This is a genomic window from Photorhabdus asymbiotica (assembly GCF_003634575.1).
Classification (GTDB): domain Bacteria; phylum Pseudomonadota; class Gammaproteobacteria; order Enterobacterales; family Enterobacteriaceae; genus Photorhabdus; species Photorhabdus asymbiotica.
The window spans coordinates 1,342,931-1,358,142 of the sequence record NZ_RBLJ01000001.1; the positions used below are offsets into that span (position 1 = coordinate 1,342,931).

The 15,212-nt window shown below is 41.0% G+C and carries 12 protein-coding genes; 3 read left to right on the forward strand and 9 right to left on the reverse strand.

The genetic code is table 11. The features are described from left to right. Positions 1 to 27 precede the first annotated feature (27 nt). The 9 genes from ftsL to leuO all read right to left on the reverse strand — a co-directional run bounded on the left by ftsL (position 28) and on the right by leuO (position 10,179). On the reverse strand, positions 28 to 348 hold the full coding sequence (ftsL, locus tag BDD30_RS05900) for a cell division protein FtsL (protein ID WP_041381636.1): 321 nt from the start codon (positions 346 to 348) through the stop codon (positions 28 to 30). After that, positions 345 to 1,289, reverse strand: a complete 945-nt coding sequence (rsmH, locus tag BDD30_RS05905) for a 16S rRNA (cytosine(1402)-N(4))-methyltransferase RsmH (RefSeq protein WP_012777278.1) — start codon at positions 1,287 to 1,289, stop codon at positions 345 to 347. The genes ftsL and rsmH overlap by 4 nt, the downstream gene beginning before the upstream one ends. A gap of 2 nt (positions 1,290 to 1,291) precedes the next feature. Beyond that, the gene (gene mraZ, locus BDD30_RS05910) at positions 1,292 to 1,750 is read right to left on the reverse strand and encodes a division/cell wall cluster transcriptional repressor MraZ (protein ID WP_012777277.1); all 459 of its coding nucleotides are present in this window, start codon (positions 1,748 to 1,750) and stop codon (positions 1,292 to 1,294) included. 584 nt (positions 1,751 to 2,334) lie between these two features. After that, a complete protein-coding gene (cra, locus tag BDD30_RS05915) occupies positions 2,335 to 3,342 on the reverse strand; it encodes a catabolite repressor/activator (protein WP_012777276.1) in 1,008 nt (335 codons plus the stop codon). An 86-nt stretch (positions 3,343 to 3,428) separates the two neighbouring features. Then, positions 3,429 to 3,920, reverse strand: coding sequence for an acetolactate synthase small subunit (gene ilvN, locus BDD30_RS05920; protein WP_012777275.1), 492 nt, complete (start codon positions 3,918 to 3,920; stop codon positions 3,429 to 3,431). Between the two features lie 2 nt (positions 3,921 to 3,922). Then, a complete protein-coding gene (ilvI, locus tag BDD30_RS05925; protein ID WP_012777274.1) occupies positions 3,923 to 5,650 on the reverse strand; it encodes an acetolactate synthase 3 large subunit in 1,728 nt (575 codons plus the stop codon). Between the two features lie 354 nt (positions 5,651 to 6,004). Beyond that, entirely contained in the window at positions 6,005 to 6,571 is a 567-nt protein-coding gene (locus BDD30_RS05930; RefSeq protein WP_012777273.1) for an RBBP9/YdeN family alpha/beta hydrolase, read from the reverse strand. A gap of 626 nt (positions 6,572 to 7,197) precedes the next feature. Continuing rightward, positions 7,198 to 8,997 carry an AMP-dependent synthetase/ligase gene (locus BDD30_RS05935; protein ID WP_197535167.1) on the reverse strand — a complete coding sequence of 600 codons (1,800 nt, stop codon included), beginning with the start codon at positions 8,995 to 8,997 and terminating at the stop codon, positions 7,198 to 7,200. 237 nt (positions 8,998 to 9,234) lie between these two features. Continuing rightward, positions 9,235 to 10,179 (reverse strand): transcriptional regulator LeuO, encoded by a 945-nt coding sequence (gene leuO, locus BDD30_RS05940; protein ID WP_012777271.1) that lies wholly within the window; start codon positions 10,177 to 10,179, stop codon positions 9,235 to 9,237. Positions 10,180 to 11,135: 956 nt separating this feature from the next. Here leuO and leuA point away from each other — a divergent pair. Genes leuA through leuC form a run of 3 tightly spaced genes read left to right on the forward strand, consistent with a single transcriptional unit; the run spans position 11,136 to position 15,203 of the window. Further along, a complete protein-coding gene (leuA, locus tag BDD30_RS05950; protein WP_012777270.1) occupies positions 11,136 to 12,698 on the forward strand; it encodes a 2-isopropylmalate synthase in 1,563 nt (520 codons plus the stop codon). A 2-nt stretch (positions 12,699 to 12,700) separates the two neighbouring features. Continuing rightward, complete coding sequence (leuB, locus tag BDD30_RS05955) at positions 12,701 to 13,792, forward strand: 3-isopropylmalate dehydrogenase (RefSeq protein WP_012777269.1); 1,092 nt, start codon at positions 12,701 to 12,703, stop codon at positions 13,790 to 13,792. A gap of 1 nt (position 13,793) precedes the next feature. Beyond that, positions 13,794 to 15,203, forward strand: coding sequence for a 3-isopropylmalate dehydratase large subunit (gene leuC / locus BDD30_RS05960; RefSeq protein WP_012777268.1), 1,410 nt, complete (start codon positions 13,794 to 13,796; stop codon positions 15,201 to 15,203). Positions 15,204 to 15,212: the final 9 nt, after the last annotated feature.

A 15,212-nucleotide genomic window follows, 5' to 3' on the forward strand; every position in this document is an offset into this window, starting at 1 on the left:
CTTACCTTATTAATTAATCAAATTAACTCACTGTGCAACAACAATGTTTTCCTGTGCTGGATTAACATGTTGCATCTGCATTTTTTCAACTGCTATCCGCTCAACCCGACTCTGATCACCAAGGGAATTTTCTTCAAGAATCAAATTACGCCACTCGATTTCTAATGCATTACGTTCCAGCGCCAAATGCTCTTTTTCAGCAGTCAACAAGCGGGTTTCATGTGTTGTGGTCACAACAAATATGGCTGAAACCACTACAGCTACTAGAAGAATCAATGGTATTTTGGCATTCCTGAGAAAATCGCTGCCGATAATACCGGCTAATCCGTGACGTTCACCTGCCATTATTCACTAACTTTTTCAGCAAAACGCAAAACCGAACTACGAGCCCGTGGATTATCAGCCACTTCGTTCTCTGAAGGTTTCATCTTACCGATGGATTTCAGGCTACGCCCACCCTGCGCTTTCAGTTGCTCTTCTGTCAGTGGTAACCCTGCCGGTACCTGTGGCCCACGGCTGTTATGACGAATAAACCGCTTAACAATGCGATCTTCCAGTGAATGGAAACTGATAACTGAAAGTCGCCCACGTGGGGCAAGCACCTGTAATGCACCATCCAGCGCTTGCTCAATCTCTTCCAATTCACTGTTGATATAAATCCTAATCGCTTGAAAGCTCCTTGTTGCAGGATGCTTATACTTCTCTTTTACCGGACTGGCTTGAGCAATCAAATCTGCCAACACTTTTGTTCGGGTGATTGGTTCTTCCTGATTACGTGTAACAATTGCTTTAGCTATACGTTTGGCGAAACGCTCTTCACCAAACGTTTTCAACACCCATGCAATGTCATCCGCTTCTGCTTTCATCAGCCATTCTGCAGCTGACTGCCCGTGTGTCGGGTCCATCCGCATATCTAGCGGCCCATCTCGCATAAAAGAAAAACCACGTTCTGGATCATCCAATTGAGGTGAAGAAACGCCTAAATCCAGTAATACCCCATCAATTTTTCCTGTCAGACCGGCGTTTTCTACATAGTGCGCTAATTCAGAAAACGGTCCATGGATAATTGAAAAACGCGGATCTGTGATCGATTTTGCGGTTTCAATCGCTTGCGGATCACGATCAATTGCGATTAAACGACCTTCCATTCCCAGTTGTGACAAAATCAGACGTGAGTGCCCACCACGGCCAAATGTGCCATCAATATAGATTCCATCTTTACGAATATTCAGTCCATTGACTGCTTCATCCAGCAATACACTGGTATGTTTAAAATGACTGTTTGCCATGTTTATAGTGATAAGTCCTGTAGCCGTACTGATAAAGGTTGCTGTGTGGATTGTTCAGCTGCAATGTCATCCTTAACCTGTTGATACCAAGCTTGCTCATCCCACAGTTCAAATTTGTTGAACTGACCAACCAGCATGACCTCTTTAACTAGCCCTGCGTGCTGACGCAGTGTATTGGCTAGCAAAAGACGTCCAGCGCTATCCATCTGGCATTCACTGGCGTGACCTAAGAGCAAACGTTGCACCCGACGCTCTGCCGGATTCATGCTGGATAAGCGAGAAAGTTTTTCTTCAATAATTTCCCATTCAGATAACGTATAAAGCAGCAAGCATGGCTGGTGGAGGTCAATAGTACAAACCATTTGCCCTTGCGATTCCTCGTTTAGCATAGCCCGATATCGGGTAGGTACGGCAAGCCGCCCCTTGCTATCGAGATTAACCAACGTTGCTCCACGAAACATCCTAAAGTTGCCTCAGGCGATCCCAAATTACCACTTTATCCCACTAATCCCCACAATAAGGAGTTTACGGATGGGACGAAAACCTTGTCAAGCCAGAGCCGATGCGCTTTAGCTATATTTAGTAAAAGGATTTTGGATGTTAGGAGCACTAATGATTAAATTTAGCAATGTCAATAATAATTAACACTATGATAATTTTGAATAATTTTACAAGTATAAGGAGAATAAATGTTCACTACAAAATAATGAAAAAATAATTGTGTTATTAGTTTATTTACATAATTTACATTTCATTACCATCCAACCATCATACAATAATATTTATCATTTAAATAAGTACATTCGATACTAAAACCAATAATGATAATAAAATCATCAAAAATAACATCATTAAAATCAATTTAATATATAAATAAAACAATGAGATAGGACAAAATGCAAAAAATTTCAAACCTAAATAAACTCCTATTCATGCCGTTTTCTTACTAAATAATTTAAGAATTGCTTTAAAATTGTCTTCCCACACTGCCTATTACAAATCTGAAGCAAAAGCCCCTCATCAAAAAATTAATGAGGGGCTTTTATCATAACTTTCGACTCAAGCTTCCTCGCCGACATAAGTCACGGCGTATCCGCGTAATACCTGGACCTGGTTTTTGCTTTTCATCCAGACTTGCAAGTACTAGTTCTAATACCTGTTCCGCCACTTCACGATGACGCTGCACGACAGAGAGTACCGGACACTCAAGGAAATCCAGTAATTCATGATCACCAAAAGTCGCAATAACTAATTGATTAGGTAATCTTCCATCGTGTTTAAGCGTGACATCCATTATTCCCTGTAGCAAAGCAAAAGAGGTAGTAAACAGCGCTTGTGGCATCGGATGAGTTTCCAACCACCTGGCGAACACTTCAGCAGCCGCATCACGCTCATAGCTGTTCGAATAAAGATACATAACTTTGCGAGGGTCATCTTTCCATGCTTCACGGAATCCCTGTTCACGCAAAAAACTAACTGACAGTTCAGGTAATGCGCCGAGATAAAGCACAGATTCAGCAGGAAATTGACGAAATTCTTGTGCCAACATCTTTGCATCTTCAAAGTCATCACCCACTACACTGATAAAGTGTTCATTTTCCAATGCACGGTCAAACGCAATAATGGGCAAAGCGCGGTTTGCCCAACGCTGATAAAAAGGATGCTCCGGCGGTAATGCAGTAGAAACAATAATTGCATCCACCTGACGTTGTAATAGGTGCTCAACACAGCGCATTTCATTATCAGGCTGATCTTCAGAACAGGCGATCAATAATTGGTAGCCACGCTGACGAGCTTGACGTTCTAGATAATTCGCAATACGGGTATAACTGGTATTTTCTAAATCTGGGATAACCAAACCAATAGAACGAGTGCGTCCTGCACGGAGACCAGCTGCCACAGCATTTGGATGGTAGTTATGCTCTCTAACCACGGCCATCACTTTCTCTACTGTTTTATCACTAACACGGTATTGCTTGGCTTTACCATTAATCACATAACTGGCCGTTGTGCGCGAAACACCTGCAAGGCGGGCGATTTCATCCAGTTTCACATTAACTCCTCATAAACCCCGAAAAGGCCCTACTTTATCGCAGAGCCTTATCAATGTATGTATATTGTCCCGCAGTTTGCGATTTTTCATCGCATAATTTTATCTCCGCGCGATACACCAACAATGCCGGAACGAGCAACTTCTACAATTTCAGCCGCGTCACGAACAGCATCGAGAAATGCATCCAGTTTATCGCTGGTTCCTACTAGTTGTACGGTATATAAGGTTGAAGTCACATCAACGATCTGCCCACGAAAAATTTCAGTACTGCGTTTAATTTCTTCACGGCCATATCCACTAGCCTGTAATTTCACCAGCATAATCTCACGTTCCACATGAGAACCTGATACCAACTCGCTGACCCGCAACACATCCACCAGTTTGTGCAATTGTTTTTCAATCTGCTCAAGTACCCTGGCATCACCTTTAGTCTGAATTGTCATCCGTGACAATGTTGGATCGTCAGTTGGAGCCACAGTTAAACTTTCAATATTGTAACCACGCTGGGAAAACAGACCAACAACACGGGATAAAGCCCCCGATTCGTTTTCAAGTAATACAGATAAAATCCGGCGCATAATCAGGTTCTCTCCGTTTTGCTTAACCACATCTCATCCATTGCCCCTCCACGGATCTGCATAGGATAGACGTGCTCAGTTTCATCAACTGTGACATCAACAAATACCAGCCGCTGATTTTCAGTTACCTCTTTCAAGGCTTCTGCCAATTTACTTTCCAATTCATCATAACGTTGGATAGCAATGCCTACATGACCATAAGCTTCGGCCAGTTTGACAAAATCAGGTAAGGATTCCATATAGGACTGGGAGTGACGGCCAGCATAAATCATGTCTTGCCACTGTCTTATCATCCCCAGGAAACGGTTATTCAAGTTCAGAACCAGCACCGGTAACCCATATTGCAATGCCGTGGACAGTTCCTGAATATTCATCTGAATACTACCATCCCCAGTAACACAGATTACCGTCGCTTCTGGTTTCACCAATTTGACACCTAAAGCAGCAGGTAAGCCAAACCCCATCGTTCCCAAACCTCCGGAACTGATCCAACGCCTTGGCTTATCAAATGGGTAATGTAATGCAACAAACATCTGGTGCTGCCCAACATCCGAAGTGATATAAGCTTCACCTTTCGTCAGACGATAGAGAACCTCGATAGCAGCTTGTGGTTTAATTTTTTCGCCACTGCGATCAAAATTGAGACATTTACGGCTACGCCATTGCTGAATAGATAACCACCAATCTTTTAATGCATCCGGGTCCTGTGTGTCTTCCATTGTTTCTAATAATCCCAACATTTGTCCCAAAACCTGTTTAGCATCACCGACAATAGGTACATCTGCAGAAACAGTTTTCGAAATTGATGTTGGATCAATATCAATATGTAAAACGGTTGCATCCGGGCAATATTTTTCCAGATTATTAGTAGTACGATCATCAAAACGTACACCAACAGCAAAAATCACATCCGAATTATGCATCGCTTTGTTAGCTTCAAATGTGCCATGCATACCAAGCATACCCAGATTTTGCTGATGAGTTGCCGGGAAACTGCCTAATCCCATCAGGGAGCTGACAACAGGAATATTAAATTTTTCTGCCAATACCAATAATTCTGCCGAACAATCTGCATTAATTGCCCCACCACCTACATATATGATCGGTTTTTTCGCATTCAGAAGTTTTCTCAATGCCCGTTTAACCTGCCCTCTATGCCCTTGAACCGTCGGGCTATAAGAGCGCATGCTGATCTGTTCAGGATAAATATATGGCAATTTTATTGCTGGATTTACCGTGTCTTTCGGTAAGTCAATGACAACTGGCCCCGGACGACCGCTAGAAGCCAAATAGAAGGCTTTTTTCAGTACCTTTGGAATATCTTCCGTTTTCTTCACTAAAAAGCTGTGTTTTACGATTGGACGGGAGATCCCCACCATGTCACATTCTTGGAATGCATCATTACCAATCAAGGAGCTGGCTACCTGACCGGACAATACAACCATTGGAATTGAATCCATATAAGCTGTCGCAATACCCGTGATTGCGTTAGTTGCACCTGGCCCAGAAGTGACCAATACCACACCCACTTTACCCGTGGCACGGGCATAACCATCAGCCATATGAACTGCACCTTGCTCATGACGTACCAGGATATGCTCAATTCCCCCAACCGTATGCAAGGCATCGTAAATATCCAGTACTGCCCCACCCGGATAACCGAATACATGTTCAACGCCCTGATCAATCAACGATCGGACGACCATTTCAGCTCCTGATAACATCTCCATGGGTTTTCCTCCAGGTTCTGTCTGCAAGTTAATAATCGGAAGTGATTTCCACTTTTATTTTCGTAAAACAAAGAGATTCTCAGCTATTACTGCTACTGAGTTAATTAACATAACGCCAGAAACGAGTATTAGCAATTGTCATCACCCTATTCTCTTCCAGCTACTTCTGTTGCAATCCATATCACCCTATTCCATCTATAAATATGACAATATTCAGCCAAAATCCATATATCCCATCATCAATATATTTTTTTATCACGTCATAAATTATATTGATTTAAATAATTCACCAAAATAGCCAAGTTATGGATATAAATAGACTTAACATACTCTACAAACAGTAAATCAGTATCCTCACAACATTGAATTATCTTTTAATACCTTCTCCAAATTAGAAAAAACAGTGAAACCATCGCTATCTAAAAAATGCCCTCCATAAGAGAAACCGTACAATTCAGCACAGATTTGCTGGCTCAAATTTAATGTAAACTGTGGAGGTACAATCTCATCATTAAGCGATAATACCGCTATTCGCCGTTTTATTTTTTGTATAAATAGACGAAAATCTAGATTTACATCAGTAAATGTACTTAATTCAGGTAAGGTTAGTAATTTTTCAGAGAACCCTGAAATTAATACGACACCCCCTATAGTTACATCATCAGGTAAAGATGAAATGTAACGGAGAGTCGCTATGCAGCCCAAGCTATGCCCGATAAAAAGCGTTCTTTCATTAGGGTTGGGTATACTTTGCTGCAATTTTTCTTGCCATAAATGAGGAGAAGGAGCATATGACTCTGGCATTTCCGGCACAATAACTTGGATATTTGACCTTTCATACTGACCTTTAAGCCAAGGAAACCAATGACTATTAGGAGTAGCTAAAAAGCCATGAACAATAACTACATTATCAAAATTCATTAATTCACCCAATTATACAAAATGTGTTCTGTTTACTATGCAAACAAGCATAAGATGCTATCATTTCATTTTTATGACTCTCTGTTACATATACTTTTCATATCCTATCTTAACCAATTAGCAAGAAAATATTCTATCTGACAGAAATAGTAGTCAACAGGCTATCTATAAATTAGCAGAAAAATATCATCAATCCCTAAAATCAATATATAACCTTCATCTTTCAAGTTGTTGCTTTGTTGGCTGCTTTCACTCACCCCAGTCACATAGTTATCTATGCTCCCGGGGATTCGCTCACTTGCCGCCACGCTGCAACTCGAAATCTATTGGGTATAGAATTTTTGATCCCAGAACTAAATAACACTTTTATAGCAGAAATCACCTGATAGTTTTCAAATAGCAAGCATTCAAGCTATAATGTTTAATAATTACAGCATGATATCAGGAAATATAATTCATCTACAATTTTCAAGGTCGGAATGCAACTTATTCGTCCAATATCGAGGTCATTAAAAACCAGATATTCTGGAGATAAGTTCGAGATGAGATATTATCCAATACCATGGAACTTCCCTTGAATAACTGGCTTTTAAGAGAATGACCCTAACTTATATAAATCCTGAAAATCAATCCTGATACATAGACTCAATTTCTTGATGGTAACGCTGCATAATAATTTTTCTCCGTAATTTCAGCGTTGGGGTTAATTCACCCATTTCCATTGAGAATGGTTGTGGCAGTAGTGTAAAACGCTTTACCCGATCAAAATGAGCAAAGTTTTTCTGTATCTCTTTCAAACGTTGTTCAAACATTGCCACAATGTGGCTATTACTCAGTAATTCAACCCGATCATGATATTTGAGATTAACGGATTTTGCATACTCTTCCAAGGCATCATAACAAGGCACTATTAGAGCAGATACAAATTTACGAGCATCAGCAATAACAGCAACATGCTCAATAAAACGATCTTGTCCCAAAGTACTTTCTATCATTTGTGGAGCAACATATTTACCATTTGATGTTTTCATCAAATCTTTTAAGCGTTCGGTAATAAACAAATTACCATTTTCATCTAACTTACCAGCATCACCTGTACGCAACCAACCATCTTCAGTAAATGTCCGGGTAGTTTCTTCCTGCTGATTGAAATAGCCTTTCATTACAATTGGGCCACGTACCTGTATTTCATCGTCTTCACCGATACGGACATCAATACCAGGCATCGGAGTACCAATAGAACCAAGCACGTAACCTTGCTCACCCCAACAGGAAACCGTGGCGCAAGTCTCAGTCATGCCATAACCATATTTGATATTTACACCAACAGCGAGGAAAAACAGGATAATTGTTTCATCCAGACGCGCTCCAGCAGCAGGCAAAAAGCGAACTCTGCCACCCAAGACATTACGCAATTTGCTCAATACCAATTTATCGGCCAATCGGTGCACTGCCTTTGACCAAAGGCAGCTTTTTTCCCCTTGCAGCTTGCGTAAAACCTGACGTTTTCCACATTCAATAGCCCAATTGAAGAGTTTTCTCCGATGCCAAGGTGCCTTAGAAACCTTTTCAAAAACTGCACTGTAAATTTTTTCGTAAAATCTTGGTACAGCACACATGACTGTTGGGCGAATAACAGCCATAGCTTGACGAACAAAATTAGTATCGGTCAAATAAACGTTTTGGGCGCCAGTATGCATGACATAGAAGCTCCATGCACGCTCGAAAATATGAGATAACGGCAGGAAACTTAAAGAAACATCCAGCTCAGTTAACGTTAGTACATTATCATGTGAATACAACTGATAAGCTAAACTACGGTAATCAAGCATGACACCTTTAGGCTCGCCGGTTGTACCAGATGTATATATAAGCGTAAAAAGATCATCCAAACTGCGATTAGCAATACGGGTTTCCAACTCAGATTGATGCTGTAATTTGTTATCAGTTATGAAGTCAGATAAATGCTGCGCTAATGAACAATCACGCAAATCGACTGATTCATCCAATACAATGATGTGACTTAGCTGAGGACAACATTCTATCAATGTGATAGCAATATCGTACTGCGCCTGCCCACCAACAAATAGAATATGTACGCCAGCATCCTTAAGAATAAAGCCAGCCTGCTCCTGACTGCTAGTTGCATACAAAGGAACTGTGACCGCCCTGAGCTGTAATATAGCTATATCCGTCAGTGACCACACCATACTATTATGTGCAAAAAGGCCAATTTTTTCCTGCACATCAACACCAATCTCCAACAGTGCCCGACTAATGGCTTTTACCTTTTTATCAATATCATTCCAACTCAATTCGAGTTGTCCATCCGGAGACCATTGACGAAACGCTATTTTCTCTGGGTGTTGTTTGATCTGCTGTTGCAACCGGTTTATCAAATGATAAGGATGTAAATTTTCAGCTATCACAATTCTTTTCCTGTTCGAAAAACTATTTTCTTATCAGAGAAAAAACAGCTGTTTTATTCTCTAATAATACCTGTTTGCATGGCTCATTCGCTATTCAGCTTACAGGTGTTAGCTATTTCCTCGCAGTCTACCTATTCCTGAACAACAGGAAAAGAATATTTATCAAAAGTTGAGAAATTTGTGATAAGGTAAAAAAACTCACTACCAGTTATCTAATAGTGAGTTCCAAGCTAATTAGTTTCCACCAAGCTGACTCAGCAACGATTTCATCCACTGATGCCCTTTATCTTTTGCTGTAGATTCGTGCCAGATCAAATAACACGGGCGGCTTACTTTATCCCACGGCAATGAAACAGCCTTTATTGCTAATTGTTCGCTGTAGTGTTCAACCAACCATCTTGGAGCAACCGCAACTAAGTAAGTTTGGGATACAATATGCAACACGCTATTCAAGTCAGTTCCTTGATAAACCACAGAGCGTAAACATTCGCTATCATCATAATAAGGGATACTGAATGAACCTACGTTATCCAAAGATACAACTGCATGATGCTCCTTATACAATTGCTGCTCACTAATACTATTTTCAATTCTTGGATGGTTACTGGAAACGGCCAAAACCAATTCATCGTTGAATAACGGATAATGATGAAAGTCCACACGTTCCAACTGCGTATAACTAATGACAAACTCAGTTTCTTGATACCTGAGTTGATGCTCAATATTATCATGCAGATATGATCTAATCGTGACACCCAAATTCGGCGTATTTTGTTTTACCTGTTCAACTATTTTTGCTGCCAGTCTAATATCTAAAGGGCTACAAATTGATAGATTAAAAACCCTATCACTATCCTCAGGCTCAAAGCCAACCCCAGGTAACTCATTATATACCAATTGCAATGCCTGGCGGACAGGCCCAAATAACTGATGAGCTCTTGCTGTCGGTTGTATTCCACGTCCATAACGCACAAATAATTCGTCATTGAACATTAACTTCAAACGAGAAACCGCATTACTAACAGCAGGTTGTGACATCCCTAATATCTGCGCCGCACGTGTTACATTCTGCATTTGCATAACTGCATCAAAAACCGTCAACAGATTTAGATCCACATTGCGTAAATGAATTTCACCTGGACCTTTTTGGGTTGTCGTTACTGAGGTGTATTCAGCCATTGTTTAACTCCACTAAACTCATTCAGATGACCCCAACTAATAACAAAACATCGGAAATACCTTCATTCATCACTCAGATATTACGATGACTTTTACTATTAACGAGATCAATTATCTCAATCATTTTGATGGTAAATAATTAAGACTCGTCCTTGTACAAATCTGAATACGCATAGCTAACCAGCGCATCCCCTTATTAGTGTTAAAAATATATAATCTCAATTAGTAGAAAATGTAGATGCTCATTATTTATTCACAAAAAAGTACAATCATGTTAACAATTCATTCACTCTGGCTTGTTAGATGAGATAATAAATCAAAGAATGACATAATTCATAATAAAATTACTGATTTATTATTATTAAACAATTTTATCAGAGTTATTATACTATAAAATTATTTTTTCAAAGATATATAACATAACTTCCTATTTACATCTATTTTGTCAATAACGGATGATATTTTTTAGAAAAATACAAAACGATTTCCATCTCTCTTCATGAAAATACTTAATTTTAATTAATAAGTATAATACGCTATTTTTTATATAATTATGAGGTTATCACTAAAGTCAAAACCGGCCACGAAAGAATAAAATAAAATCTTTTCAAATAAATACAGGTTAACACTTCAAATCATCACCATGGAAAAAGTAAAATCAAGAATCATATGCCTAAATGAATTCTTGACATCACTTTTAAGATAACGTATCAATAAAAGTATCGGAATCACAAACACTCATTAATACTACTGAAAGGTTGGATCAATATGATTCACTCAATTTGTCTATTAAACCTACTACTAATCGTATCTAATGTGCGCGGTATGCTGGTGGACAAAAAACGGAGTTGATTCAAAACAGAGTTGGTCCAAACCAGACATTAACAATAACCCGCGCCATGCGCGGGTTTTTTTTACCTGCTGGGCGCAAAAAATAACCACGAGAGGAATACAATATGAACCAGCAAGTTATTATCTTCGATACCACTTTGCGGGACGGAGAACAAGCATTACAGGCCAGTTTGTGTGTGAAAGAAAAGCTCCAAATTGCACTGGCTTTGGAAAGAATGGGAGTTGATATCATGGAAGTTGGTTTCCCAATTTCCTCTCCTGGTGACTTTGAATCTGTACAGACAATTGCTCAACAGATAAAAAACAGCCGTGTTTGCGCCTTAGCCCGTTGTGTAGAAAAAGATATTGATGTTGCCGCTGAAGCATTAAAAGTTGCGGAAGCCTTTCGTATCCATGTTTTCCTGGCTACCTCCAACTTACACATTGAATCCAAACTGAAAAAAACATTCGAAGATGTCATGGAAATGGCAGCTCAATCAATCAAACGGGCACGTCGTTACACCGATGATGTCGAATTCTCCTGTGAAGATGCTGGCCGCACGCCGATTGATAATCTGTGCCGGATTGTTGAAAATGCCATCAAAGCAGGTGCAACCACCATCAACATTCCAGATACCGTCGGTTACACTACCCCCTATCAATTTGGTGGAATCATCACCAATTTGATTGAACGAGTTCCTAATATTGATAAAGCTGTATTATCCGTCCATTGTCACGACGATTTAGGCATGTCTGTTGCTAACTCTATCACAGCGGTACAAGCTGGTGCCCGTCAGGTAGAAGGAACGATGAATGGTCTTGGTGAACGGGCTGGCAACTGCTCGCTGGAAGAAGTCATCATGGCAATTAAAGTGCGTCATCAGACGTTAGGCGTCTATACTAATATCAATCATCAGGAAATTTACCGTACCAGTCAGCTGGTCAGCCAGTTATGTAACATGCCGATCCCTGCTAACAAAGCAATTGTTGGTAGCAATGCATTCTCCCATTCATCTGGTATTCATCAGGATGGTGTACTGAAAAATCGTGAAACTTACGAGATCATGACACCAGAATCCATCGGCCTGAAAGAAATTCAATTGAATCTGACTTCCCGCTCTGGCCGTGCAGCGGTAAAACATCGAATGGAAGAGATGGGCTATCAAGACAAAGATTACGATATGGATAATTTATACGAAGCCTTTTTACGACTGGCGGATAAAAAAGGCCAAGTATTTGACTATGACTTAGAAGCTTTAGCTTTCATTAACCTGCAACAACAAGAGCCAGAGTTTTTTCATTTAGACAATTTTAATATCCAATCCGGTTCAAGTGTGATAGCAACAGCAGCGGTACGTTTAGTGTGTGGCAAAGAGATAAAATCAGAAGCTGCCACAGGTAATGGCCCGATAGATGCTATTTACCAAGCTATCAGCCGAATAACTGAATACCCAATTGAACTTGTTTCTTATCAATTATCAGGTAAAGGACAAGGGAAAAATGCGCTGGGTCAGGTAAGTATTGTTGTCGAATGCTTTGGACGTCGTTTCCATGGCATGGGACTGGAAACAGATATTGTTGAATCTTCTGCCAAGGCAATGATTCATGCGCTGAATTGTATTTGGCGCACAGAGCAAGTTAAGAAAGAGAAACAACGCATACAGCAAAATACAAAGGAAATGGTGTGAACATGTCGAACAATTATCATATTGCAGTTTTACCCGGTGATGGTATTGGCCCTGAAGTTATGACACAGGCCCATAAGGTACTGGACGCAGTCCGTAAGCGTTTCAATATCCGCATCACTACCAGCGAATATGATGTGGGTGGAGTTGCTATCGATCGTCACGGTCGTCCACTGCCGGCAGAAACTATAGCAGGTTGTGAACAGGCTGATGCTATATTGTTCGGCTCCGTAGGGGGGCCTAAATGGGAACATTTACCACCAGCAGAACAACCTGAGCGTGGTGCTCTGTTACCATTACGTAAACATTTCAAACTATTCAGCAACTTGCGCCCCGCTCGCTTATATGCTGGATTAGAAATATTTTGCCCCTTACGCAGCGATATCGCCGCCAAAGGTTTCGATATTTTATGTGTTCGTGAATTAACAGGCGGTATTTATTTTGGTCAGCCAAAGGGGCGTGAAGGCCAAGGTAAATTTGAGCGTGCATTTGATACTGAAATTTATCACCGCTTTGAGATTGAGCGTATCGCCCGCATTGCTTTTGAATCAGCGCGTAAACGCCGTAACAAAGTCACTTCTATTGACAAAGCAAATGTATTGCAGAGTTCTGTGTTATGGCGAGAAGTTGTCACCGAAATAGCTAAAGAGTACCCTGATGTGGAAATTGGCCACATGTATATTGATAATGCCACCATGCAATTAATCAAAGATCCGTCTCAGTTTGATGTCATGCTGTGTTCCAATATCTTCGGTGACATCTTATCTGATGAGTGCGCCATGATTACTGGCTCAATGGGCATGTTACCCTCTGCCAGCTTGAACGAAAAAAGCTTTGGTCTGTATGAACCCGCTGGTGGTTCTGCCCCAGATATTGCCGGGAAAGGTATTGCTAACCCGATAGCTCAGATTTTATCTGTCGCTTTACTGTTGCGTTACAGCTTAGGTCAGAATGATGCAGCTAATGCGATTGAACAAGCGGTTAACCATGCTCTGGAACAAGGTTATCGCACAGCAGATTTAGCCGGGAATGGTCAAGCAATCAGTACCGCTGAAATGGGTAATGTTATTGCCCGTTATATAGCCGAGGGGGTTTAATATGGCTAAGACTTTATATCAGAAATTATACGATGCTCATATTGTCCGGGAAGTACCGGATGAAACCCCGTTACTCTATATTGATCGTCATCTGGTTCATGAAGTAACCTCCCCACAAGCTTTTGATGGCTTACGCACCAAAGGTCGCCCGGTGCATCAGCCAAGTAAAACGTTCGCCACAATGGATCATAACGTCTCCACACAAACAAAAGATATTAACGCCTGTGGTGACATGGCACGTATTCAGATGCAGGAATTGATGAAAAACTGCGCTGAATTCGGTATCACACTATATGACCTAAACCACCCCTATCAGGGAATTGTTCATGTGATCGGACCTGAACAAGGTATGACCCTGCCCGGAATGACTATCGTATGTGGTGATTCACATACCGCAACCCATGGAGCATTCGGTTCATTAGCATTCGGTATTGGCACTTCTGAGGTTGAACATGTACTGGCAACTCAAACTCTGAAACAAGCTCGTGCTAAGACTATGAAAATCGAAGTTGTTGGTGACGTTGGTAATGCTATTACCGCCAAAGATATCGTTTTGGCAATCATTGGCAAAACAGGCAGTGCAGGTGGTACAGGCTATGTTGTTGAATTCTGCGGTAAAGCGATTGAAGCACTTAGCATGGAAGGCCGGATGACCTTATGTAATATGGCAATTGAAATGGGTGCTAAAGCCGGTTTAGTTGCACCAGATGAAACCACTTTTACTTATATGAAAGGTCGCCAATTCTCACCAAAAGGAGAACTGTGGGAACAAGCTGTTGCTTACTGGAAGACGCTGAAATCCGATCCTGACGCACAATATGACACAATTGTAACTATTAATGCGGAGGAGATTTCCCCACAAGTCACATGGGGAACAAATCCTGGACAAGTCATCTCTATCGATCAGGCTATTCCTGCACCAGAATCTTTCAGTGATCCTGTTGAACGCGCATCTGCTGAAAAAGCACTGGCTTACATGGACTTGAAACCCGGTATTAAGCTGACGGATGTGAAAATTGATAAAGTCTTTATTGGCTCCTGTACCAACTCCCGTATCGAAGATTTACGCGCTGCTGCTGCTATCGCTCAAGGCCATAAAGTTGCACCAGGTGTTCAAGCAATCGTAGTTCCGGGCTCAGGCCCAGTTCAGGCACAAGCGGAAGCAGAAGGTTTGGATAAAATCTTCATAGATGCCGGTTTTGAATGGCGTTTACCCGGATGCTCCATGTGTTTAGCAATGAATAATGACCGCTTGCAACCGGGTGAACGCTGTGCCTCAACCAGTAACCGCAACTTTGAAGGGCGTCAAGGTCGTGGAGGACGTACACACCTAGTTAGTCCGGCAATGGCAGCAGCAGCAGCGATTAACGGCCATTTTATTGACGTTCGTGGTTCTGCACAGACGTTATAAAAGGAGAAA